The sequence below is a fragment of the Acetobacter sp. P1H12_c genome, assembly GCF_018811975.1.
Taxonomy (GTDB): Bacteria; Pseudomonadota; Alphaproteobacteria; order Acetobacterales; family Acetobacteraceae; genus Acetobacter; species Acetobacter persici.
Genome location: NZ_JACRVR010000010.1, coordinates 48,028 through 71,967, shown reverse-complemented (window position 1 = coordinate 71,967; position 23,940 = coordinate 48,028). Strand labels below are relative to the sequence as shown.

At 61.2% G+C, this 23,940-nt stretch carries 21 protein-coding genes; 13 read left to right on the top strand and 8 right to left on the bottom strand.

Going from position 1 to position 23,940, the window contains the following annotated elements; all coding sequences use genetic code 11:
* Positions 1-45: 45 nt before the first annotated feature.
* Complete coding sequence (locus KP699_RS07755; protein WP_077930149.1) at positions 46-381, bottom strand: TIGR01244 family sulfur transferase; 336 nt, start codon at positions 379-381, stop codon at positions 46-48.
* 158 nt (positions 382-539) lie between these two features.
* Here KP699_RS07755 and KP699_RS07750 point away from each other — a divergent pair, with 158 nt between their 5' ends.
* The 3 genes from KP699_RS07750 (at position 540) to KP699_RS07740 (ending at position 3,205) form a co-directional block, all read left to right on the top strand.
* Entirely contained in the window at positions 540-1,505 is a 966-nt protein-coding gene (locus tag KP699_RS07750) for a threo-3-hydroxy-L-aspartate ammonia-lyase (protein WP_215762169.1), read from the top strand.
* Between the two features lie 249 nt (positions 1,506-1,754).
* Positions 1,755-2,159, top strand: coding sequence for a hypothetical protein (locus KP699_RS07745; protein WP_215762168.1), 405 nt, complete (start codon positions 1,755-1,757; stop codon positions 2,157-2,159).
* A gap of 206 nt (positions 2,160-2,365) precedes the next feature.
* Positions 2,366-3,205 (top strand): sulfotransferase, encoded by an 840-nt coding sequence (locus KP699_RS07740; RefSeq protein WP_308164897.1) that lies wholly within the window; start codon positions 2,366-2,368, stop codon positions 3,203-3,205.
* 89 nt (positions 3,206-3,294) lie between these two features.
* On the opposite strand, the gene KP699_RS07735 is transcribed toward KP699_RS07740, so the two are convergent.
* On the bottom strand, positions 3,295-3,999 hold the full coding sequence (locus KP699_RS07735) for a hypothetical protein (protein WP_215762167.1): 705 nt from the start codon (positions 3,997-3,999) through the stop codon (positions 3,295-3,297).
* 356 nt (positions 4,000-4,355) lie between these two features.
* Here KP699_RS07735 and KP699_RS07730 point away from each other — a divergent pair, with 356 nt between their 5' ends.
* On the top strand, positions 4,356-5,192 hold the full coding sequence (locus KP699_RS07730; RefSeq protein ID WP_025827073.1) for an EcsC family protein: 837 nt from the start codon (positions 4,356-4,358) through the stop codon (positions 5,190-5,192).
* A 53-nt stretch (positions 5,193-5,245) separates the two neighbouring features.
* Here the strand turns inward: KP699_RS07730 and KP699_RS07725 are convergent, their stop codons facing one another.
* Both KP699_RS07725 and KP699_RS07720 read right to left on the bottom strand, forming a co-directional pair.
* A complete protein-coding gene (locus tag KP699_RS07725; protein ID WP_212360028.1) occupies positions 5,246-5,458 on the bottom strand; it encodes a hypothetical protein in 213 nt (70 codons plus the stop codon).
* Between the two features lie 22 nt (positions 5,459-5,480).
* Positions 5,481-6,455: a D-glycerate dehydrogenase gene (locus KP699_RS07720; RefSeq protein ID WP_086655392.1), complete on the bottom strand. Its 975-nt coding sequence runs from the start codon at positions 6,453-6,455 to the stop codon at positions 5,481-5,483.
* A 172-nt stretch (positions 6,456-6,627) separates the two neighbouring features.
* Between KP699_RS07720 and aat the strand changes: the two genes are divergently transcribed.
* The 4 genes from aat to KP699_RS07700 all read left to right on the top strand — a co-directional run bounded on the left by aat (position 6,628) and on the right by KP699_RS07700 (position 9,862).
* Positions 6,628-7,338: a leucyl/phenylalanyl-tRNA--protein transferase gene (gene aat / locus KP699_RS07715; protein ID WP_215762166.1), complete on the top strand. Its 711-nt coding sequence runs from the start codon at positions 6,628-6,630 to the stop codon at positions 7,336-7,338.
* 22 nt (positions 7,339-7,360) lie between these two features.
* On the top strand, positions 7,361-8,263 hold the full coding sequence (locus tag KP699_RS07710) for a DUF4412 domain-containing protein (RefSeq protein WP_215762165.1): 903 nt from the start codon (positions 7,361-7,363) through the stop codon (positions 8,261-8,263).
* Between the two features lie 125 nt (positions 8,264-8,388).
* Positions 8,389-9,051, top strand: a complete 663-nt coding sequence (locus KP699_RS16385; protein WP_252346870.1) for a hypothetical protein — start codon at positions 8,389-8,391, stop codon at positions 9,049-9,051.
* 34 nt (positions 9,052-9,085) lie between these two features.
* A complete protein-coding gene (locus tag KP699_RS07700) occupies positions 9,086-9,862 on the top strand; it encodes a hypothetical protein (RefSeq protein WP_215762164.1) in 777 nt (258 codons plus the stop codon).
* On the opposite strand, the gene KP699_RS07695 is transcribed toward KP699_RS07700, so the two are convergent.
* Positions 9,820-13,077, bottom strand: coding sequence for an AsmA-like C-terminal region-containing protein (locus KP699_RS07695; RefSeq protein WP_308164896.1), 3,258 nt, complete (start codon positions 13,075-13,077; stop codon positions 9,820-9,822). The two genes, KP699_RS07700 and KP699_RS07695, sit on opposite strands and share 43 nt — an antisense overlap.
* A gap of 35 nt (positions 13,078-13,112) precedes the next feature.
* Here KP699_RS07695 and KP699_RS07690 point away from each other — a divergent pair, with 35 nt between their 5' ends.
* Together KP699_RS07690 and bcp are read left to right on the top strand one after the other, a co-directional pair.
* The gene (locus KP699_RS07690; RefSeq protein WP_215762163.1) at positions 13,113-16,253 is read left to right on the top strand and encodes a bifunctional [glutamine synthetase] adenylyltransferase/[glutamine synthetase]-adenylyl-L-tyrosine phosphorylase; all 3,141 of its coding nucleotides are present in this window, start codon (positions 13,113-13,115) and stop codon (positions 16,251-16,253) included.
* A 56-nt stretch (positions 16,254-16,309) separates the two neighbouring features.
* Positions 16,310-16,807, top strand: coding sequence for a thioredoxin-dependent thiol peroxidase (gene bcp, locus KP699_RS07685; protein ID WP_215762162.1), 498 nt, complete (start codon positions 16,310-16,312; stop codon positions 16,805-16,807).
* Positions 16,808-17,143: 336 nt separating this feature from the next.
* Here the strand turns inward: bcp and KP699_RS07680 are convergent, their stop codons facing one another.
* The 3 genes from KP699_RS07680 to KP699_RS07670 all read right to left on the bottom strand — a co-directional run bounded on the left by KP699_RS07680 (position 17,144) and on the right by KP699_RS07670 (position 20,311).
* A complete protein-coding gene (locus KP699_RS07680; protein ID WP_077930136.1) occupies positions 17,144-17,545 on the bottom strand; it encodes a hypothetical protein in 402 nt (133 codons plus the stop codon).
* A gap of 136 nt (positions 17,546-17,681) precedes the next feature.
* Complete coding sequence (locus KP699_RS07675; RefSeq protein ID WP_215762161.1) at positions 17,682-18,944, bottom strand: MFS transporter; 1,263 nt, start codon at positions 18,942-18,944, stop codon at positions 17,682-17,684.
* Positions 18,945-19,015: 71 nt separating this feature from the next.
* Positions 19,016-20,311 (bottom strand): dicarboxylate/amino acid:cation symporter, encoded by a 1,296-nt coding sequence (locus tag KP699_RS07670; RefSeq protein ID WP_252346868.1) that lies wholly within the window; start codon positions 20,309-20,311, stop codon positions 19,016-19,018.
* Positions 20,312-20,482: 171 nt separating this feature from the next.
* Between KP699_RS07670 and KP699_RS07665 the strand changes: the two genes are divergently transcribed.
* Genes KP699_RS07665 through KP699_RS07655 form a run of 3 tightly spaced genes read left to right on the top strand, consistent with a single transcriptional unit; the run spans position 20,483 to position 23,887 of the window.
* The gene (locus tag KP699_RS07665) at positions 20,483-21,775 is read left to right on the top strand and encodes a DNA recombination protein RmuC (RefSeq protein WP_215762160.1); all 1,293 of its coding nucleotides are present in this window, start codon (positions 20,483-20,485) and stop codon (positions 21,773-21,775) included.
* Between the two features lie 41 nt (positions 21,776-21,816).
* Complete coding sequence (locus tag KP699_RS07660) at positions 21,817-22,515, top strand: response regulator transcription factor (RefSeq protein ID WP_077931631.1); 699 nt, start codon at positions 21,817-21,819, stop codon at positions 22,513-22,515.
* The gene (locus tag KP699_RS07655; RefSeq protein ID WP_215762158.1) at positions 22,502-23,887 is read left to right on the top strand and encodes a HAMP domain-containing sensor histidine kinase; all 1,386 of its coding nucleotides are present in this window, start codon (positions 22,502-22,504) and stop codon (positions 23,885-23,887) included. Before KP699_RS07660 ends, KP699_RS07655 begins: the two co-directional genes overlap by 14 nt.
* Positions 23,888-23,940: the final 53 nt, after the last annotated feature.

Here is a 23,940-nt window from a genome sequence, read left to right as displayed (position 1 = left end):
GGCTGCTCCCTTTTTTTACCGGCTGCTGCCGTGTGTCAGCGCCGTTCAGCCCTGCGTGGCAAGAGCCCAGAGCTGGCCTGCGCGGTTGCCGGAGCGGCAATAGGCGAAAATCGGGCCGGGCAGCGTGTTGAGCGTTTCCTGCATGATGATCACGGCGTCAGAAGACGGGCCCTGACCACCCACCACGGGGATGGACATAAAGGACAGGCCTTCTTTCTGAGCGGCTTCTCCAATGGTTTCAGCCGTCGGCTGGCCGGGGTCTTCACCGTCCGGGCGGGTGCAGAGAATGGTTTTGAACCCGGCGGCTTTAATGGCCGGGATGTCACTGACGGCAATCTGCGGTGCAACAACAAAATCGGGGGACAGGCTGCGATAGTTCATGGTCAATTAGTCCTTTCAGACAGCACTCTGCTCACAAGCGTTCTGACCTTGTAGGCCCGGACACGGCATGCGGGAAGAGGGGGCTGCAATGTCCTGACTGTATGCCTGCCCTGAGGGCTGATAGAGTGCGGGCTAGCAGAGCAGAAGAGGGAAGCGATATGCAGACGGCACCGGATTTTTCAGACGTTGTGGCAGCCTCTGTCCGGCTGAAAGGGCAGGCGCACCGGACGCCGGTTCTGACCTCCCGTTACCTCAATGCGCTGAGCGGGGCTGAACTGTTCTTCAAGGCGGAAAATTTTCAGCGTGTCGGGGCTTTCAAATTTCGCGGTGCATTGAATGCAATTTTGTCTCTGCCAGAGGCAGTGCGGAGCAAGGGGGTTGTGGCCTATTCCTCCGGCAACCACGCGCAGGGCGTCGCCAGTGCGGCGCAACTGGTCGGGATTCCGGCTGTTATTGTCATGCCCGAAGATGCCCCGACCATGAAGATTGCCGCCACCCGTGATTATGGCGCTCAGGTAGTGCTGTATGACCGGTACACGCAGGACCGGCAGGCGATTGGGGAAGCCCTTGCCGCAGAACGCGGCGCGACTGTGCTGCCGCCGTTTGACCACCCGGACATTATTGCCGGGCAAGGTACGGCGGCACTTGAACTGTTTGAAGAAACCGGCCCGCTGGATGCGCTGTTTGTGCCGGTGGGCGGAGGTGGTCTGGCGTCTGGTTGTGGACTGGTGGCGCAGGCGGTCTCGCCCGGTTGCGCGGTGATTGGTGTGGAACCTGCTGCGGGGGATGATGCGCGGCAGTCTCTGGCCGCAGGGCGGATTGTGCAGATTGCCGTGCCCAGGACGCTGGCCGATGGCGCGCAGACAACCGCGCTCAGCCCGCTGACGTTCGGCCTTGTGAGCCGCCTGTTGCGTGAGATTGTTACCGTGGAGGACGCGACGCTTGTCGCAACCATGCGGACTCTGGCGGAACGGATGAAAATTATTGTCGAGCCAACAGGGTGCCTCGGGGTAGCAGCGGCTTTGGCTGCGGCACCGCAGTGGCAGGGGAGGCGCGTTGGCGTCATAATTTCTGGCGGGAATGTCGATATGGAGCGATTTTCCCGTCTGATACAGACGTATTAGGCCAGACGATTTTTAGAGCCGGTCTGCGGCAGCTAAGGACAATCCCTTAAAAACTATACGATCACAGTAGGGAAAAGGCTTGGTTAACCCTCTATTTTAGGATCAAAAATAAATTTTTGTAACAGCGCGATACGGAGTTTTATGAGTATAATTTTATTTTAATCGCTATATGTGGCTTTAATGTGACAGGGGCGAAGCAGCCTGAATTTCTTCTCGCACTGCATCACAGAACATAAAAGATGGTTTGTGATGATGCCCTCAAAACGCGAAAAAATCCATATAGCGTCCCATATTATTAAGGTGTTGTGCGTGGTGTTGCCAGAAGCGGGCTATGCACAGTCTCCGCAAACGGGCGCTTTGAAGGTTAGTGCACCCCTGACAGCATCATTCTACAAAAAAGCGCCTGATCCTCATTTGTATGATCGGTTCCGTATAGCGGACTCATGGACGCATCTGGGGGTGTTTTCTGTCGAACACAGCACGGAGACCCCGATGTCTTTCGAGCAGGGAACAACCGTGACGCTGTCTTACCCGATTAAGGCTGTGTCAGGGCTGGATCTGGTCGTCAATACTTTTGGCGGCCACAGGCAGACCAGCACCGGGAGCCATGTTGGCTCAGCCGCCGTGACGGCAGGGGTACGGCTAAAATGGTAAGGGTCTCAGAGCCTTTTATCGTCCCGTGCGCGTCTGTTTTGAGTAGACACGCCGCACGTTAACGATCAGGCGCAGAATTTCGCCTGTTTAATTTCCAGACACTTGAAATGATCCGCACGTCTTCGCAAAAGCCTTAACACAGGCTGAAAGAAGTGAATGGACGGGTGTTTTTTAATAAACTGAACAGCCAGTAAAGGTTGCCATTTGTGCCAACATCGTCTGTGCATTTTATGTCCGGTCTGCCGCGCTCCGGCTCCACGCTTCTCAGCGCAATTCTGCAACAAAACCCTGCTGTCCGGCATGCTGGAATCATCACGCCCGTTGCCCCCATGATGGTGAAACTCTCCTCTCTGATGGTGGAGGGCGACTATGTAACCGAGTTTGATGAAAACACCCGCAAGCGCCTTCTGAGAGGTGTTTTTTCGCATTATTATTTTGAAAAAAGTCCCGCAGACCAACGCCCGTCGGGGATGATTATTGATAATCACCGGATGTGGTGCACACGGCTGGGGTTGATTGACTATCTGTTCCCTGAATCACGCATCATCTGCTGTGTGCGCAATCCTGTCTGGATTATCGATTCTTTTGAACGTCTTATTCAGAAAGACCCTGCTCTGGGCTCAAAACTTGTTCCGATAGAACAGCGCGGAACATTATATGAGCGTGTTGAGGCCTTAACTGCGCCCAATGGCGTGTTCGGCTATTGCTGGCGTGCGTTGCAGGAGGCGTTTTACAGCACTCTGGCGCATAAGCTGATTGTGGTGGAGTATGACCGGCTCGTGACGGACCCTGAAAGAACAGTGGCCCATATTGCCCGCCTTCTGAAACTGCCTGAGTGGCGATACAATTTTGAGGCAGTGGAATTCAAGGGGGCTTCAGGGTTTGATCAGGCTCTCAATACGCCGGGTCTGCATGAGGTGCGGCGAAAGGTGGCTTATACGCCTCGCAGGCCCATCCTGCCACCGGATGTTGTGGCCCGTTTGTCAGGCGAACTTTTCTGGCGCAACCCGGAAAGAAACCCGGGGCGCGCCACCGTTCTGTCCTGAAAATTATCCATGCGCAAAAGGAGTTCCGGAACAGCCAATGATCGTCATGGCAGTTCCGGAACCCTGTTCCGGGTGGTGTGATCCTGATATCAGCGATGGATGAAATACAGGTCTGAATACAGGTCTTTCAGCGCGGCCTTGTTGGCCAGACAGCGGCGGACCAGATGCGCGCGCAGGTCCAGCGCACCCTGCTGCACAATCGGGTCTTTAGATGGTGCATCAAAGGCCGGATAACGCTGGATGCAGGATTTCAGGTCCGGATTGTTCATATCCAGCCCGGCTTCAATCTGCTTCATGGTGGCGTCATATTCCTGCGTGACTTCCGCATCGGAATACCATTCCGACAGGGCGGACTGCACCTTGTTCTCACGGATGAGGTAGGTGAAGGTCAGGAACCCGTTTTCCGTTTTGCCGTCCGGCAGTTTTGTGCTCAGGCGGCAGACGCGATGGAAGTAGGGCGGCAGGCTGAGGTCCGGCATGGCCGTGGCCCCGGTGACGCTGATGGCCATCGTCGGCTGGAAAGAGGAATCCGGCTTGTCATCCCGGTCCGGCGTTTTGCTGGATTGCAGGCTGTGGTCACGCTGCATGGCTTCCGCCAGAAGCGTGTCATACTGGTGGGAATAACAGAAGGACGGGTCCGTCCGCGCATGTTCCAGCGCGGAATGGTACGCCTGCTGCTGCGGTGTCTGGGCGCATCCTGTGGCGGCCAGAACAGCCGAGACGGAGGCGAGGCGCAGCAGATTTTGCCAGCGGGCACTGCGGGCCGGGCGGGAGGAACGTGGTGTGTGCGACATGGAAAACTCCTGTTGGCGCACAGTCTGCGCCGCAATGGTCTCACGTCCGGGTGTGTAAGATGTTCCGGAGTGTGTGACAACCATTGCCGGGCCCGCAACAGCCGAGCGGATGCACGCAGGACCGCTTCGAGCTGGTGGGGGAGACAGGCAACTTTTCCGCCGTTCAGGCTTTTGGGGCAGAGAGGAACATCGCCGTTCAGGAGATGGGAGGCATATGCCCGGCGGGGGGCGGCCTGTGTCGCTTTTCAGTCGGGCTATGCTACACTCTCCGTTACAAAACAGACTTTTAAGGGCGCTGCAATGCGCCCCGTTCCCGTCTTTTGTGGGCCGGGAAAAGCAGGCAGAGAGGGCGCTAAATGAGTACGCAGGACATGACGGGCAGCGAGATGGTAACGCTCAGGCTCAGTGGTCAGGATCTGGTCGAGCTGGAACAGGCGCTCGTACAGGTTGAGTCCGGCAAGGGCGTTCTGGTGCGGCTGGCGGACCTGATGGGCGGTGCTGTAGGCCATGCCACACGGCTCGGCCTGCGCGGGCTCGGTATGGCACCGGGGATGGAAGACAAGCTGCGCGGTCTGGCTGAAACCGCCATTACCCGCGCGTTTGATGTGGCTATTCTTGGCATGCGCAGCCCCGGTGATGCCTTGGCGGAGCCGCAGCCCTGGCGTGGCCCGGCGTTGCAGGCTGCCGTGGCGGTCTCCGGTGCGGTCGGGGGTTTTGCGGGTCTTGCGGGTCTGGCCCCGGATATTGGTTTTACGACGCTGACCATCATGCGGGAAATTGGCCGGATCGCGCGTGAAGAAGGGGAGGATCTGTCTGACCCGGATGCGCGCCTTGCCTGTCTGGAAGTTTTTGCCCTGCGGGCTTTCCCCAATGCGCGTAAGGCGGATGAAAGCGAACTCGGTTATTTCTCCGCCCGTGCGCTGCTGCGGGGCCGCCCGGTGGTGATGCTGATTGCTGAAGTCGCGTCCCATTACGGTCTGGCGCTGGGGCAGAAAGTGTCCGTGCAGCTTATGCCGGTTGCCGGGGCGCTATGCGGGGCATCTCTCAACACCGCGTTCCTGAACCATTATCGCGCACTGGCGCGGGCGCACTTCACCATCCGTCGGCTGGAGCGTGAGCATGGTCCGGTCGTGCGGGATACGGCGGAAGCGCTGCGGGATCAGGTTTCAGCGCGGGGTGGTCGCGTCGCCTGACGCGGCGTCGCGCCGTATAAAAAAAGCCGGAGGGTTTGCCTCCGGCTGGTCAGTCAGGCCGTTTTTTCAGAGCCGGTTCCCTGTGCGGGAGCGGGCTTTTTCTGTTTTTTGGCCGGGGGCGGTTCTTCATCAATCAGCGTGCCGATCAGGGCCACAACAAGCATCGCCCCGCCCACAATCAGGCAGGTCTGCTGATAGTGGAAGTCGATCAGTCTCACGATAACGCAGACAAGAATGCCGAGCAGGCAGGCCAGTCGTAAGGTCATAGCGCTCTCCGGGTGTGCGGTCTTAGTGCGTGACGGGTGTCACAAGAGGTTTGCCTGCGGCAAGGGCGGCCACGTTATCCAGTGAGAGCATCCCCATGGCGGTGCGGGTTTCCACTGTGGCGCTGCCGGTATGGGGGGTCATGAAAATTTTTGGCAGGGCCAGCAGGCTCGGATTGGGGTTGGGTTCATTCTGATACACGTCCAGCCCGGCATTAAACAGATGGCCAGAGCGCAGGGCGTCCAGCAAAGCTGTTTCATCCACCAGTGCGCCACGGGCGGCATTGACCAGCACACTGCCACGCGGCAGCAGGCCGAACAGGCGGGCCGTCATGAGCGGCGGGGCACCAGGAGTTGCAGGCATATGCAGGCTGAGAATGTTGCAGTGGGGCAGCATCTCTTCCAGATTTTCAAAATAGGTCGCGCCTTCTTCCTGCGCGGGGTCCAGCCTGCGGCGGTTGTGGTAAATCACTTTCATGTCAAACCCACGCGCACGGCGGGCCAGCGCCTGCCCGATGCGGCCCATGCCGACAATACCCAGCGTTTTTCCGGTGACGCGGATGCCAAGCATTTCATCCATTTCCAGCGTGCGGCCCCAGCCCTGCTTCATGAGGGTATAATATTCCGCAGCGCGGCGGCAGGCGGCCAGAATCAGCATCATGGTAAGGTCCGCATTGCAGTCCGTCAGCACATCCGGCGTGTTACAGACCTTGATGCCGCGGGCCAGCAGCGCAGGCACATCCAGATGATCCAGCCCGACGCTGACGGTTGCAACCAGCTTCACGCAGTCCGGAATGGCCGCCACATCCGCCCCTTTCAGCGGGCAGTGATGCGTGACCAGCATGGCAAAGGCTGTCTGCTCCTCCGCAAGGGCGAGCATGGCGGCGGTATCCAGCGGTGCATCGGGCGGAGGGGGGGCGGTAAAATCACTCTCAATCCGCTTTTCAACAGCGGCTGGCAGCCGGACGGAACGGATCAGGCGAGGGGCTTCGGAAGGCATGGGCGTTCCTTTATTCTGTGTGACAGAGTGAGTTCCCGTAGCGGGCAAAGCAGGGCAGACTAGCATGGCCCTTTAGAAAAGCCATGGCGGGCCTATAACGGTGCAGAGGGCTCGGGGATCAGACCGGACTGGAAAAAAGACGCAGGATTGCGGGCGGATTAAAGGAGCAGGCATGACGGAGGCGCTGACACCGGAACTGATTTTAGGCGCGTATGCCGCAGGTATTTTTCCAATGGCGGCGGACGCGGAGGATGAGGACCTGCAATGGTATGACCCGGACCCGCGGGGTATTCTGCCATTACAGGGCTTCCATCTGTCCCGCCGCCTGATGCGTACGGTGCTGTCCGGGCGGTTTGAGGTCTCGGTTGATCAGGATTTTCCCGGCGTGATGAAGGCCTGCGCCGCTCCTGCGCCGGGGCGGGAGGAGACGTGGATCAACGGCGAGATTTTTCGGCTTTTCTGTGCGCTGCATGACATGGGTTACGCGCATAGCGTGGAATGCCGGAGGGAGGGTGTGCTGGTGGGTGGCCTGTATGGCGTCGCCCTCGGCGGTGCGTTTTTTGGAGAAAGTATGTTCAGCCGTGCGACCGATGCCTCCAAGGTTGCGTTAGTGCATCTGGTGGCGCGGTTGCGGCTGGGCGGGTTTGTGGTGCTTGACACACAGTTTGGAACAGACCATCTCGCCCGCTTTGGCGGGCAGGAAATTCCGGCGGCGGACTATAAGGCCAGACTGGAACAGGCTGTCCAGATGATGCCATGTTGGCAGCCTATTCTGCCGGATGATGTGCTGGAGGCTGAAATCCGCGCCCTGCGCGCAGAAACACAGGCGGCGGAAGCCCGGCATGAGGAACGGCCAGCCACCCGGACGGCTGGTCTGGATTGAAAAACAGGAAAGACGAAGACGTATGACACACTGCCAGCCGGCCCGGACGCGCCGTAAGCTGACCTTTTACAGCCTTCTGGCGACGGCCCCGCTGGCGGCAGGATTGCTGATCAGCCAGCCGGTGCAGGCAGCGGACAGTGCCTCTGCGTCCACAGTGGCTCAGGCTCCGCAGGCGGACCATCCGCGCCTGATGCCCGCGCGGGATGCCACCATTGATTATGTTTTTCAGCCTCGTCCGCCTGCGGGCAGTGCGCCTGCGGCTGCTCTGCCCGTTAAGGACCGGCATGTGCAGGTGCTGTTCTCCGGGGATGGCGGGCTGATGCGTATTAACTACATGCTCGGCATGGACGGCCCGGAAAGCCGGGGCGCTGTGATTATCAACCGCGCGGCGCAGGAAGTGATGATTATCCTGAATGACCGCAAGGTTTACACCCGGCTGGTCCAGCAGGAAGTGGCGCGCAGCCCGTTCCTGCTCGATATGTCCATGACGTTTACCCGCAAGGGCAAATCCGAGGTGATCGGCCAGCCCTGCACGCTCTGGGGCGTGCAGTCCGCAGAGGGGAACGGCACAGCCTGCGTGACGGATGATGGCTTTATTCTGGAGCAGGATGGCGTGGATGTGGATGGTCTGAACGGCCATCTGAAAGCGATGAAAATCTCTTATGATGATGTGCCCGCCTCGTCCTTTCAGCCGCCCACGGGGTTTCAGGAAGTTACACCGCACGCTCCGGGCGCGCAGCCGGGCAGTGCTGAGGAGGGCAGCGGGGCGCAGCCTTCTTCCGTTGTCAGAGGCACGGGTGCCGTGCCGCAGCAGGACCATTCCAGCCTGCCCGCCGCCACAGGCGCCGTGCCGGGTGTCGGCCCCATGACAACACTCCCTGCTACGGAAACCGGCATGCATGATGCTTCAGGAAACACACCATGAGTTTCGAGCCACGCCGAGCCGGGAGACAACTCGTGGTCCAGACCAGCCGCTTTGACAGCAAACGGACACGAAGCAGACCGGGCTTATGCTCTGGCGCCTTTCTGTGTCTTGCCGTGGGTGCGTCTTTGCCCCAGCTGTCAGCGCAGGCGGCACAGGGAACACAGACGGCATCCGCATCCCCGTCCGCTCAGGTTGCTGAGGGCGCTGGCAATTCCATTGCCACCGGCGGGGCTGGCGGGGCAGGCGCGGGCACGGATGCAGGAAGCCCCGCTGTCGCGCCGCAGGATGCGCCGTTTATTACGCCCTCCGTGGATGCGGATGTTCTGTATGAACTGACATCGCCCACCGGAGAGACGGTGATGAAGCAGCGGATGCGCTGGCAGGTTGCCACCCTCCGCCAGCGGCTGGACCCCGGCGGGTCTGACCTGTTTATGGTCACCTCATGGCCTGAGCATACGCTGACGGTGGTGGACCCGGACCGTAAGACGGAAAGTGTTATGCCTGCCCCCAGTCAGGGTCTCACGCCGCCCGGCCATCCTGCTCTGGTTGGCTCCTATGCACGATTGGGTGGTTCCGTGGTGGCGGGGGAACGCTGCATTATCTGGCGCACCAGAGATGCCGACGGACATGCGAGTGATGTCTGTTACACGGCAGATGGTCTGCTGTTGCAGGTCGCACAGCAGGGACAGATTACCGTCCGGGCGCTGCATGTCAGCCGGGTGGCCCAGCCTGATGCGGTGTTCGCCATTCCGTCGGGCCTGAAAAAGGTGGCCCCCGCCAGACCATAATCCGCCCGGACCGTTACGACGGGAAGGAAAGAGGATGCGGCTGCGTACGCCAGTAATGGTGCGCCCTGTTCTGCTGGCTCTGGCGCTCAGCGGGCTGACCGGAGCAGGGCAGACTGTGTCTGCCCATGCTGCGCCCGCCGGGCCTCAGACTGTGCGGGGCAGGCAGGATGGTGGCGCCGGGACGGGTGTTGACAGCAGTGCCAGTGGCAATACCGGGGATGCCGGACTGGGGACTGCCGGGCTGACAGATGTCGGAGCCGGAGCCTCTTCCGGGGGGCAGGCGGTGGCCATCTGTTTCAGGCCGCAGCCCGGCGCGGCGCGGGATACGCTGCTGGTGATCCCGTCCGGTACGGTTCTGGTGGGCCAGACGGTGCCCGCAGGCCGTAAAAGCGCACGGCAGATGGAAGCCGTTGTCACGACCGAAACCGTGACGCTCACGGATATGCAGCCCTGTAGCGCGGCAGATGCCTCAACACTGGTTTCCCGCACGCGGCACTGGCTGGTGGACCCGGTGCGCCCGCAGGCGGCTGTTGAGTTGCGTCCGGTGGGCGAGGTCAGCGGGAATGGCGTGGATACGACGTTTGAGGAAGAAAGCGACGGATTCCGCAATGCCATTAAAAGTGGTGCTGTGACCGCCCATGTGCAGGGCACGCTGAAAGAAACTGTCGCGCTGACGGAAACGCAGGCCGATATTCCGGACACGCCGGATGATCAGTCCGGCCCCGACTGGGTCCGAAGCACAGGCTGGGACCAGAAGGGAAAGACCAGTCAGAACAGCTTACGCAAAACCCCGGGCAGCAGGATGGAATAGGGGTTCACGCTCAGATCCGGGTCTTCCAGCTTGCCGGCAATGCCGAAGGTCATGGCGACAAGGCCGCCCTCTTTTTCCGGGCTGAACAGTTTGCCAATGCCCGGCAGCTTGCCGGGAAGTTTATTGAGCGCGAAGGCCGGAACGACCGTCCCGTTCAGGTCCAGTTTGCTGTGGTCCAGATCAATCTTGCCTTCCAGCGTGGCCCCCAGTGCATCATTACCCATATGGCCGTTCTGGATGGTCAGCACACCCTCGGAAAACGTGACCGGCAGGTTGAGGGTGGAGACTTCAAACTCCGGGGATTTGCGGGCGTTGAGCCAGCCGTAAAGAGACAGGTTGCGGGCCAGAAGCACGGTCGCCGGAGCTTTCTTCAGCACAAACGGGCTGACACGCACGGTCCCTTTAAACGGAGCAGAGGCCTGTGTGTCGTCAAACGCGCCGGTGAGCGTGGCGTGGCCGCCCTGCACGTTAGGCAGAATATTGAGTGCTGCCAGAAAACCGCCCATGTCCGGAATGGTGACATGCAGGGTGCGGACCGCACCCTTGGGTTCCAGCGTCATTGTCACGGGGGATGGCCCGCGCATGGCAAAACGCATGCGTTCCAGCCGCTGGCCGTTATCTTCAAAATGCCCGGTTACGTCTCGCAACGGCTGCTTGGTCTGGCTGTAATACAGGGCGTTGGCCGTCATATCGATGGTCCACGCATTCCCCGGTGGGCCGTGCAGCTTGCCTGTGGCGGCTTCCGGCACATGGTAACCTGAGGAGGCCGGTTTGGGGGCGTTCGGGTCCCCTTCCATCAGCGGCGCGAGGTCCAGCGTATCGGCATAAACCCCGACCTGAATGGTTTTGTCCTGCGAGGCATAAGGCAGAACAAGGCGGGCATGGCCGGTTGAACGGGCGATGCGGAAGGAGGACACCAGCACTTCCGGCGCGGCTTTTTCCCGCAGCAGGGCATGGCCCCGCACATCCAGATCCGGCCCAGTGGCAAAAATATTTTCCACCGAGGTAATGCGCCCGTCCAGCAGAGCAAGGGTGGCGGAAACCTGCGCGGCGCGGCCCGCGGCCTTGTGCCAGAGCGGAATGACAATGCCTGACCGTTTGAGGTCAAGAGTGATGTCCACGCTGCCGTGCTTGTTCCCGAGCCGCGCATAGTCAACCCCCAGATCAGCACTGCCGTAAAAATGGGTGCTGGTATCAATACCGGCAGCGGAGGCTGTGTCGGGCGTAATGCGGGTGAACAGATGCGCCTTTTCCGCCGTATCCTGCGGGCGGAGGGAGCGGAAGTTCATGAAATAAGTGATGTCGGAGGGCAGGCCGCCAAGCACGCCGTGGCCACTCAGGTCCATCTGTTGTGTGGTGGCGGCAATCTGGAATGTGCCGTCGGTAATGGCGCGTCCGGCTACAACATTCCCCAGATGAGTGTGGCTGACCTGCGCATGCGCATCCACAACCATCTGATCTGTGGTGACATCACTTTCCAGCGGCAGCGTCAGGGAAAATTTGGCGCTGGCCTCGCCGGAAGGTTTGGTGAAGCTGATGGGGTGGCGGGAGAGGAGATGCAGCCGTGGCTCAGCCAGCATGGCCAGCATGTCCCGCAGGTTGCCGCGCAGTTCCGTCACAATGGTGCCCATCTGGTCTTTTTTGGAAAGACCGGTGATCTCCATGGTGCCGGGGCCAGCCGCCACGCGGCCCACGCCGGTGGCCCCCACATTTTTGTCGCCACGGTCAATAAGCTGGTAAGCATGGTCAAAATGAATGGTCAGCTTATCAAGATCATTCACCTCAAGATGCGCATCCAGATGATGCAGCGGTGAGATGGGGCGGAGCCAGTGGACCGTCAGGTCCGAGCCCTCCACGCTGCCTTTGACTGAGGTTAGCTTGATGCCGTTCCAGCCTTTATCGCTATGCAGCGTAATGGCGGTATGCAGATCATGCGCTGTGCCGTCCGTAATATTGGTATCAACCCATTTCCGGCCGCCTTTTGCGGCTCTGGCGGGCCAGTAATTGGCAATATCGCCAAACGGAATGGTCGGAATATCCAGTGCGGCCTGTCCCGAAAGCACTGTCGGGCTGAACAGGTCTGACGCGTTTAACTGGCCGGTCAGGGTGACGGTAATGCCGTTGTGCGGGTCTTCCGGATGTTCAGGGTTCAGCAGGTCCAGCGTCAGGCCTTGCAGCGTAATGGTGGCGGGGGTGTGCGTGGGGGACTGATGGTTAAGGTCCAGATGCGCCGCCAGCGCGCCGTGGTGCAGCAAATAGGTTGAACCACCGCCCTGAATTTCTCCGGCACCGAAATCAGTTTTCAGATCCACCCCCTGCGGCAGCAGCCAGGTGCTTTTGGGGGCCGGGGCGAAGGTCGTATCCGCTGTCAGGCTGACGGGCACATCCAGCATTTTCAGGGCCGGGGCCAGACTGGCGAATGTTTCCGGGCGCACAGGGGCCAGAGCCATGTGCCACTGGATGGTGCCCTGATCAGTCTGTGTGCCCTGCGCCGTGATGCTCAGTCGTTCCGTGCTGTCCTGCTGGGCCTGAAACGTGAGCGCGACGGAGCCGGTCAGGCCGTTGCCACCGCGCAGGCTCACCGCACGCAGGGTGGAGGTGATGGGGGAGGCAATCCATTGCGTATGCGTCAGCCGGTCATCAATCGTGACCTGCGCATCCGTCAGCCCGATGCGGTGCAGGGCGCTGGGGTCCAGTGAGCCATTGGTGTCGGACGCCGTCGCCGAAGCGGGGGGCGCGTCCACATCAAGCCCGACGGTGCCATCCGTCCCGCGCCGCAGCGCCATCCGTACGCCGGTGAGGTCCACGGTATTGAGGGCGATGCTGCCGTGCATAAGCGCCAGCGGGTCAAGCGTGACATGCGCGGCTTTGATGGTGTCCGCCGTTGTTCTGTCTGCTTTGAGAATACGCACGTCATGCAGTGAGAGCATGACAGGCACGCTCAATCCATCCCGCAGACCATTCCATTGCAGTTCCGCCCGCCGCAGCGTGAGGGTGGCGGCCGCAGGCTGGCCGGGCTGCCCATTGAGCACCGCAACGGGGAGGAAGGGCCGCACCACAGCGGTCACGTTCACAGGGCCGAACAGCATCCGCACCAGCAGGACCGCCACACACAGCACCGGCAGAACCAGCACGGCAGCCGCCATAACAGTCAGAACGCGCAGGGCCCGCTTATGCAGCGGGCGCGGGAGGTCTTGACCGGCGGAAGTCAACACAGCAAGCCTTTGCGTTCCATCAGAATGGTCAGGTTATGACGGCAGGTTTTTCTTCCTATTTCCGAGATGTTCGCGCCCCGAGGGGTGCCCCCACGCGCCTCTGGCCAGATGCAGGCTGGCCCGCCCCGGCGGACAGACAGGCTGCTACGCATTTTGCAGAGGATATGGCTGGGGCGTTGCAGGAAGCCGGTGCGGCTGACGTGCTGAGCCTGCAAGGCGCTGCGGGGCTGCTGGCCTGCCTTGGGGGGAACAGCCCGTATCTGTCTGACCTGGCGCGGCAGGCCCCGGCTTTTTTTGCGGCTCTGGTGCGGAGCGGGCCGGAACCCTGTGCGAAGGACGTGTTTGCAGCATTTGCCGAGTTTGACATCACATCGGGGCGAGAGTGTGTTGCCCGCTTCCTGCGGCAGGCCAAAAAACGCACAGCCCTGATATGCGCTCTGGCCGATCTGGGCGGCTTCTGGCCGCTGGAGGATGTCACGCAAACCCTCAGCAGACTGGCGGATGCGGCGCTGGAAGTGGCTGTCAGACATCTGCTGTGGAGCGCCCATCAGGCAGGACAGCTTCAGCTTCGTGACCCTCAGCGTGCGGCGCATGCCAGTGGTTTTGTTGTGCTGGCAATGGGAAAGCTTGGGGCACGGGAACTGAACTTCTCCTCGGATATTGATCTGATGGTGCTGTACGACCCATCCATGCAGACCCAGCCTGACGCCGTGCGGCGCGTGTTCATTCGTATGACTAGCGATCTTGTGGGCCTCATGGAAGCACGGGATGCAGATGGCTACGTTTTTCGGACAGATTTACGCCTGCGGCCGGACCCGTCCTCAACACCTCCGGCAGTTTCCGTGCAGGCCGCCATCCAGTATTATGAAAGTCTGGGCCAGACGTGGGAACGCGCCGCTATGATCAAGGCGCGGCCTGTGGCGGGGGATATTGCTCTGGGCCGGAAATTTCTGGCGGCCATTCGCCCGTTTGTCTGGCGGCGGCACCTCGATTTTGCGCTGATTGACGATATTCATGACATGAAGGCCCGCATCGACCGCTACCGTAAGGCCGGGCGCACAGGGCTTGCTGATCTACCGGATTCCGTGCTGGCGGACCCGGCGGCCAGCCGGGACTGGCTGCTGGGCCATAACGTCAAGCTGGGGCAGGGCGGTATCCGGGAAATTGAATTTCTGGCGCAGGCCATGCAACTGGTCTGGGGTGGCCGCGTGCCCGCCCTGCGGGACCGCACGACATTTGGCGCACTGAAAAAGCTGGTAGGGTCTGCCTACCTCCCGCGGGAGGAGGCTGAAGTGCTGGCCCGGACCTACCGCTTCCTGCGGGATGCGGAACACCGGTTGCAGATGCGGGCCGACCACCAGACGCATGACCTGCCGGACCGGCCAGAAGCGTTCGACGCCTTTGCCGTCTTTATGAACTATTCGGACGGTGAGGCTCTGGCGCTGGATATGCTGCCGCGTATGCGGGAAGCCCGGCGCATTTTTGAGCGGCATTTTGCCTCGCCTCAGGTGGCAGCACCAGAGCAGGATACCACGCTGCTGGCGGTGGCCCCGGATGATGACCAGTCACCCTCCGTGCTGGAACAGCTTGGTTTTCCGGCCAGTCAGACAGAAGAGGCCGTGCATGTGCTGGCCCGGTGGCAGACCGGCAGCCTGCGCGCCCTGCGGTCCGAACGGGCGCGGGCGCTGCTGCGTGCCCTGTTGCCCGCGCTGCTGGCCAGTTTTGCTGCCCGCAGTAACCCGCTGGCCTGCCTGCGGCGGTTTGATGCGCTGCTGGCGCGGCAGCATGCGGGTGTCCAGCTCCTCTCACTGTTTGAGCGGAACCCGGCGCTGATTGACCGGATTGCGGTGCTGTTTGATGCCTCGGCGTTTCTGGCCAACCATCTGGCTGATACGCCCTCCGCGCTGGAAGGGTTGCTGGAGCCGGAACCGGAAGAGGGCCGCAATGTGCTGGACCGCCTGCGGCATCTGGCGACAGAGGTGGATTCCGCGGAATTGCTGGTGACAGCCCTGCGGCCCTTGCTGCGCGGCGAGGAATTTCGTCTTTCCGTGGCCGTGCTGGAAGGGCGGCTGGGGGAAAACGACGCTGAAAAACAGCGGACGGCTCTGGCCGATACCATTATGACGGTGCTGATGCGGGCCGTGGAGGTGGAGCACCGGCAGCGTTATGGCCGCGTGCCCGGCGGGGGCATGGCGGTGCTGGCGCTGGGCAAGGCAGGTTCCCGCGAGATGATGCCCGGCTCGGATCTGGACCTGCTGCTGGTGTTTGACCATCCGGAGGATGTGCAGGCCAGTGAGGTGCCCGAGCGTGCGCCAAAACATCAGGGTGGGCTGCCAGTGCGCGCCCCGCGTTCTCTGGCCGTGGCGCAATATTACACCCGGCTGGCGCATGCGTTTATTGCCGCCCTGACAGCTCCCGGCCCGGAAGGCCCGCTTTACGCCGTGGATATGCGGCTGCGGCCGTCCGGCGCGGCCGGGCCGGTCGCGGTCTTCCGCACCGCGTTCCTGAAATATCATGAAGACGCCGCATGGACGTGGGAACGTATGGCGCTGACCCGTGCACGGCTGATTACCGCCCCCACAGCGCTCAAGGCGCGTTTGCAGGCTGATCTGGCGCATGTTCTGAATGGAGACCTGCGGAAGCCCCGTCCGTCCACAGAGACATTGCTGGCGGATGCCCGGAAGATGCGCGCGCGTCTGGCGCGGGATCTTCCGGCGTCCAGCCCGTGGGATATCAAGCGCCGGGCGGGCGGGTTGATGGAAGTGGAGTTTATTGCCCAGATCCTGCAACTGGTGGCGGGCACAAAGGAGGCCAGAAACCCCTGCACCCGGCGCGCGCTGAGCCTGCTGAAAAAACACGGGTTTCTGGACGCCGCTGAGGCAAAAATGCTGATAGACGCCGATGCCGTCTGGCGACAGATGCAATGCCTGCTCCGCCTACTGTGCGGCCCGGTGCCGCCGGTTGATCTGGAGCGGGAACTGGCGCCCGGTGCGCTGAAAATCCTGTTGCGCGTGATGGGCGAGGCAAGTCTGCCAGACCTGATGGTGCGCACGGCGGCGCTGGCACAGTCTGTGCGGCAGATTTTTGAACGCCGTGTTGGCAGCATGGAGGCAGAAGAAGGCGGCGGAGCAGAGCAGGGCGGAGAACGCTCAGCGTCCTCAGCCGTTTCCTCATAAGGCCTGCCCAGAGCGCAGCGTTGTTTTTAGTAACTTTGCAAGGAAGGAGCCGGATTATGGCAGACACCCAGACCACGCCTGACGTTGACCTGAAAGAAGGAGACAATGCTCCGGATTTCCAGATGGACGCCAGCCGGGGCCGCACAGTGAGCCTTGCGGCCCTTAAGGGAAAGCCGTTTGTGCTGTATTTCTACCCCAAAGCGGATACGCCCGGCTGCACGAAGGAAGCCTGTGGCTTCAGTGAGGCTCTCGGCCAGTTTGAAGGGGCCCGGTTGACGATTATCGGCGTCTCGCGTGATCCGGTGAAAAAGCTGGATAAGTTCGCGGAGAAATATGACCTCACCTTCCCGCTGGCATCAGACGAAGCGGGACGCGTGACGGAAGCCTACGGCGTATGGGTGGAAAAATCCCTGTATGGCAAAACCTATATGGGGATTGACCGCACCACATTCCTCATTGGCGCAGACGGCAAAATTGCCCGGATCTGGAAAAAAGTGAAAGTGCCCGGTCATGTGGAAGCCGTGCTGGAGGCCGCAAAAGATCTTGCGTCGTAAGGCGGAGCAGAAGACTTTGACCCGGTGACCCGGTGACCCGGTGACCCGGTGACCCGGTGACCCGGTGACCCGGTGACCCGGTGACCCGGTGACCCGGTGACCCGGTGACCCGGTGACCCGGTGACCCGGTGACCCGGTGACCCGGTGACCCGGTGACCCGGTGTGACCCACGCGATGGGTAGACACAACACACCGGCCTTGTGCCACCCGGCCCGAAAACGGGCTTTAGCCAGCAGGTCCGGTCGGGCGGAGGCTGCTGGCCGCCGACCCAGAACAGAGGCCGAAGCCTTGCCTGTTCTGGCCATGAGTGTTGCCTGAAAAATGCTCCGGCCGGGGTTACCAGCCAGAATAGTAGCTCCCCGGAGCGTAGTAGCCCGGCGCAACCGGAGCGACGGGCACAGCCGGCACCACCGGTATCGCATATCCCATAGCCGGAGGCGGCGGAGGGGGTGGTGCGTAGGCTACCGGCGGCGGTGCGCCGCCACCCATCGCAGCACCCGCAAGGGCCCCAACGGCCAGACCGCCAATCAGCGCACCGGCAATGGCGCCCCCACCGGGGCCACGGTGCCAGCCTCTGCGCGGGCCACCTCCCCAGTAGCCACGCGGAGGCGGCGGAGGACCACCCCAGCCCGGACGGCCCCATCCGCCACCCGGATGCGCCTCGGCAGCGGGCAGGGTGGCCAGTGTTGTCCCCGCAATAAGGGGCAGAGCGAGAAGAAGTTTTGTCATGCGGCGCATCGTGTGCCTCCTCGAAACTGTGGGAGGAAACACCGGAGTGTTCCCTCTCTGAGGCTTAGTAACGCGCCGCCTCATGGCAATTTCAAGGCCGCTTCCGGGCGATTTGTGTCCGGCAGGGTGTGACGGGGCTGCCGCCTCAGCTCTGGTCAATCTCCGTCGTTTTACGGAGGGACAGGACGGTAAGCAGTGTTACGAGGGCGCAGGCTGAGACGTAATAGGCAAACCACATTTCATGCCCCATCTGCTTGCACCACAGAGCGACATATTCAGTCGTGCCGCCAAAAACGGAGACGGTTACGGCGTAAGGCAGCGCCACACCCAGTGCGCGGATACGGGTGGGGAACAGTTCCGCCTTTACCACCGCGTTGATGGAGGTATAGCCGGAGGCAATGAACAAGGCGCCGGTAATCAGTCCAAACGCGGCCCATGGTGAGGAAACGCCAGAAAGCAGCGTCAGCAGCGGCACGGTGCCCAGCGTGGCGCAGACGCCAAAATATAGCAGCAGCGGGCGGCGGCCGATGCGGTCAGACAATGCGCCGAAGGCGGGCTGTATGGCGGCAAAGACCAGCAGAGAGGCGGAAGAGACCAGAGTGGCCGTCTCTTTTGGAAAACCGAGGCTGTTTGCAAGATATTTCTGCATATAGATGGTGTAGGTGTAGAAAATAACGGTGCCGCCCAGCGTCATGCCACAGACGGTCAGCACCGCGCGGGGATACTGGAGAAGCGCGCGCACGCCGCCTTTTTCTTTTTGTGTGCTGGCTTTTTGAAAACGCTCACTCTCTTCCATATGCCTGCGCAGCCAGAACACCAGCAAGGCCCCCAGCGCGCCGATAAAGAAGGGGACGCGCCAGCCCCATGCGCCGATCTGTTCCGGTGTGAGCAGCACATATTGCATCAGCAGCAGGATCAGCAGTGCCAGCAACTGCCCCATGACAAGCGTGACGTAGAGAAACCCCGACCAGAAACCACGGTGTTCCGGGGTGGACATTTCCGCCAGATAGGTGGCGGAGGCCCCATATTCCCCACCAAGGCTGAGGCCCTGCACCAGCCGGGCAAGCAGCAGCACAGCGGGTGCCGCAAGACCAATCTGCTCATAGGTCGGGCAGACAGCAATCGCCAGTGATCCAACACACATGGCGGTGACGGATAACGTCAGCGCCGCGCGGCGGCCGTAGCGGTCCGCCGCTGCGCCCAGCAGCCAGCCACCCACCGGACGCATGAAAAACCCGACCGCGAAAATTGCAGCCGCATTCAGCAGTTCTGCGGTCTGGTTCCCGCGCGGGAAGAAGGCATGCGCGAAGTAAATGGTAAAAGAGGAATAGACATACCAGTCATAATATTCCAGCAGGTTCCCGGCTGAGCCTGCCAGAATACCGCGAAGGCGCTGTGCTGTTGTCATTCCGGTTTGCATGTAAACTCTCGCATCTGATCAGGAGGCTTTTAAAAGCTGAAAGAAAGGGGGATGGCCGCTCAGGCGTGAGGTCTATCGTTTAAGGCGGCGTGGAGTTGCTCCTCGTCCAGCACATTTTCCCAGCGGGAAATAACGAGCGCGGCCACAGCATTCCCGACAAGATTGGTCAGGGAACGACATTCGGACATAAAGCGGTCAATGCCCAGAATAAGGGCCATACCCCCCACAGGCACGCTGGGCACAACGGAAAGCGTTGCGGCAAGCGTGATAAAGCCTGCGCCCGTCACGCCCGCAGCGCCTTTTGAACTCACCATGGCCACCAGCAGCAGAGCAAGCTGCTCCCCAAGGCCCAGATGCACGTCCGTCGCCTGCGCAATGAACAGGGCCGCGAGGGTCATGTAAATATTGGTGCCATCCAGATTGAAGGAATAGCCCATAGGCACCACCAGCCCGACAATCCCCTGCGGGCAACCGGCTTTTTCCAGTTTGGAAATCAGTCCCGGCAGAGCGGATTCTGAGGAACTGGTGCCCAGAACAATCAGCAGTTCTTCCTTGATATAGCCCAGCAGCCGGAAAATGCTGATGCCCATCATGCGCGTGACTAAGCCCAGAACCCCGCAGACAAACAGAATGGCGGTCAGATAAAACGCCAGAACCAGCGCGAGCAGATGCCCGATGGAGGCCACTCCGAATTTGCCGACCGTAAAGGCCATGGCCCCGAAGGCGCCGATGGGGGCGACGTACATCACCAGTCGCACTACGCCAAAAACCAGCTCTGTCAGATTACGGAAGAGTGACAGCACTTTCTGCCCGCTTTCCCCCATCTGGGCGAGGCTGATGCCAAACAGGATGGCAATCAGCAGTACCTGCAAAATCTCACCGGATGTAAACGCCCCGGCCGTGGTGCTGGGGATGATGCGCATCAGGAATTCGGTAAAGGAGTGGGAGTGCGCCTCGCTCACAAACGTCGCGACGGCACCGCTGTCCAGTGAGGCAGGCTTGATATGCAGCCCCGCACCCGGACGGGCGATATTGGCTACCAGCATGCCGACAATCAGTGCCAGCGTGGAAAAGCACAGGAAATAGGCCATGGCCTTTCCGGCAACGCGCCCTGTCTGCTTCAGGTCCGCCATGCCTGCAATGCCGGTGCAGACAGTCAGAAAAATGACTGGCGCGATCACCATCTTGATGAGTTTGACAAATCCATCCCCCAGCGGCCGCAAAGACGCGCCGAGATTGGGGAAAAAATAGCCCACAAGAATGCCCGCAATAACGGCAATGATCACCTGAATGTAAAACAGGTGGGCACGAGAGGAGCCGGAATGGGCGGAGGAGGTTGGGTCAGGTAAGGCCAAAAGGGTATTTTCCCGGTTTGTTCATTATTCTTGTCAACGCTCTGGCAGCGCGGCAAACCTTGCGCGATGTTGTATACAGGCTTGTCATTGCATTGGCGTCATAAATTATTATTTGGTGTCAGCTCAGCACGAACCGGCCTCCCTGCCGAGAGAAAATGAGACAGATCACGGATGGATGATGGAATAATGCTGGCTGTTGTGGCTTTGGGGGCACTTGCGCTGGGGGCTGTGCTGGCGTGGCTGCTGGGTGCTGGAGGCCGCGGCGCAGGCCGGGGGCAGGGCAGCGCGGACGCGGATTTGCTGGCCCGGCTTTACGTGCTGATGGAGCAGGAAACTGCCGCGGCCCGGACGGAAGCCGCGCATCAGAGAACCCATCTGGCCGAGCTGGAACGGGTGATGACCGGGCGGATTGAGCAGGTGCGCTCCGAGCTGGCTGAACGTCTGGCCGGCATGGCGGGCAGTATGGGGCGCGAGCAGGCGGAGGTGCGGGCGGCGCAGGCAGAGGCCCTGCGGGATATGGCGGAAGCGTCCGCCCGTCAGCTTTCAGCCATCCGCGTGGCCGTGACGGACCAGTTGCATGAGGCCGTGGAGCGGCAGATGCAGACGTCCTTCCAGCGGGTGCTGGAGCAGTTCAGCGCCATGCAGAAAGCCATGGGGGAAGTGCGGGCCATGACGGCGCAGATCAGTGATCTCAAGCGCCTGTTCGGCAACGTAAAAACCCGCGGCGGCTGGGGTGAGGCTCAGTTGAAAGCCATTCTGGATGATGTGCTGCCTGAAGGCTCTTACGAATCGAATGTCCGGCTGGGGCCGGGGAATGACGTGGTGGAATTTGCAATCCGCATGCCGGTCCGCGCCAGCACGCCGCCAGTCCTGCCGGTGGACAGCAAGTTCCCGACCGAGGCATATGAACGCCTGCTGAACGCGGTGGAGGAGGGCGATGCGGTGGCTGAAAAGGCTGCCCGTAAATCTCTGGAAAGCACATTGCGGCTGGAATCACGGAAAATTGCGACCAAATATATCCACCCGCCCCGCACGGTGGAATTTGCCGTGCTGTATCTGCCAACTGACGGGCTTTACGCGGAGGCCGCGCGTATTCCGGGCCTGATTGATGAAATTGGCCGCACCTGCCGGGTGATGATTATGGGCCCGGCTTTGATGCCCGCTCTGCTGCGCACGGTGCATCTGGGATACGTAACTCTGGCGCTGGAAGACCGGACGGAAACCATCGCCCGCCTGCTGGGCGCCACCCGGCAGGAAATGATCCGTATGGATGGCGTGCTGGAAAAACTGGCGCGTAATGCACAGGCCATGTCAACATCCATTGAGGAAGCCCGGAGGCGGACCCGTGTGGTGAGCCGCCGCCTGCGGGAACTGGACGCCCCGGAGACGGAAGATGTGGCGCTTAATCCTGAAATGGAATTTACTGGCTCTGAACCGGGGAACACAGCATCAGGACAGTTATGACGGACGAGACAGGAATCAACACAAACCCGGGTGACGCACACATGGCTCTGCCGGGCCACTCCAGAGGCGTGGTGCTGCTGATAGAAGATGACAGCGCCATTGCTGAGGAAATTGTGGGAGAACTGATGGGTCACGGCTTTGAGGTGCGGCATGAGGAGACGGGTGATGCCGGTCTGACGTCCGCTCTCACGGGTGAGGCGCATGTGATGGTGGTGGACCGCCTGCTGCCGGGCATGGACGGGCTGAGTGTGATTGAGGCTGTGCGCCAGCACGGTATCCGCACGCCGGTGCTGGTGCTGTCCGCCCTTTCCGCCGTGGATGACCGTGTGACCGGGCTGAAGGCGGGCGGGGATGACTATCTGACCAAGCCCTTCGCGATGGAAGAGCTGATGGCGCGGGTCGAGGCCCTGCTGCGCCGCCCGGATGATACGCGCAGCACCACGCTGCGGGTCGGGCCGCTTTCCATGGACCTTATTGAACGCCGTGTCTGGCGGGACGGGCGGGAGATTGAACTCCTGCCGCGTGAGTTCCGCCTGCTGGAATATCTCATGCGCAGGCCGGGGCAGGTGCTGACACGTTCCATGATGCTGGAAGATGTCTGGCAATATCGCTTTATCCCGCGCACCAATCTGGTGGATGTGCATATCGGCAAGCTCCGCCGTAAGGTGGATGCCCCCGGAGAAGAGCCGCTGATCCGCAGTATTCGCGGCACAGGGTTCCTGCTGCGTGTTCCTGACTGAACTTTTCCGCACCGCGACCTTCCGCCTGACCCTCGCCGCTCTGGCGGCTATGGCGGGCGTGATGGTGATGCAGTTCGGGCTGGTCTACACCCAGATGGAAGCGGTGGAATCCCGCCGCTCGACCGAACTGCTGCGCGGAGAGTCGCGTCTGCTGGCGCAGATGACGCCGGAACATCTGGAATATGTCATTCGTAAACGCGCCACGGATGATATGCGGCTGGTGATCAGCAGCGCCGGACTGTTTGACGCAAGCCATGCCCTGATTGCCGGGGACCTGCATGTCTGGCCCAGAGGGCTGGTGGCGGACGGCAAGCCCCATAATGTAGAAATCTACCCGGAGGAAGGGGCGGCCTACCCGCTGCGCCTGCTGGCTGAAACCCTGCCGGACGGGAATATTCTGGTTCTGGGCCGTAGCTTTCATCTGCTCGCGGAGCAGAAGCTTATGCTGCGGCACGCAACGCTGGTTGCGGCCATCCCCACTCTTCTGTTCGCCCTGCTGCTGGGCATGGTGCTGAGCCGCCGTGCCTTGTTCCGGGTCAAGCAGATGCATGAGGCGATTGATCTCATTATGGCCGGGGATATTCATGAGCGCCTCCCGGCGGGGAAGGAGCGGGATGATCTGGAGCGGCTGGCGGGCAGCGTAAACCGCATGCTGGACCGGCTGGAACGGCTGATGGACGGCATGCGTGAAGTAGGGAACGATATCGCGCATGACCTGCGCACACCGCTCTCCCGCGTGCGGGCCAGACTGGAACGCGCACTGGCCTCTGGCGGGGAGCGTGAGGCGCTGGAAGATGCCGTCAGCGGGGCGGTGGATAATCTGGATCAGTGCCTTGGCATCATCACCGCGCTGCTGCGTATTGCGGAACTGGAAAGTAGCCGCCGCCGCGCCGGCTTTGAGGCAGTCAATCTGAATGACCTTGGTGCGGATGTGGTTGATCTCTATGAGCCGATTGCCGAGACGGAAGGTGTCACGCTGGTCATGCAGCCGACGGTTGTTCCGGTCTGTCTGGACGGAGACCGGCATCTGCTGATCGAACTGCTGGTCAATCTGGTGGATAACGCCATCAAATTCACGCCGGAGGGCGGGCAGGTGGCGGTGAGTATCGGCCGTCAGGCTGGGTCCGTGTCTCTGGAGGTGACCGACACCGGGATCGGGATTGCGCCGGAAGAGCGCGGGGCCGTGCTCTCCCGGTTTTACCGGTCTGATAAAAGCCGGCATGTGCCGGGGAGTGGACTGGGGCTGAGCCTTGTGTCCGCCATTGCGCACCTGCATGACGCCATGGTGCAGATTGATGCCGGGCCAGATGGGTGCGGAACACGCTTCAGTGTTATATTTGTATTACAACATGGCCTGAGCCCCCCAGATTAAAAGCATTTTTATTGGCGCTCAGGGGGGATATCTGTATTTCAGTTAGGTATGAG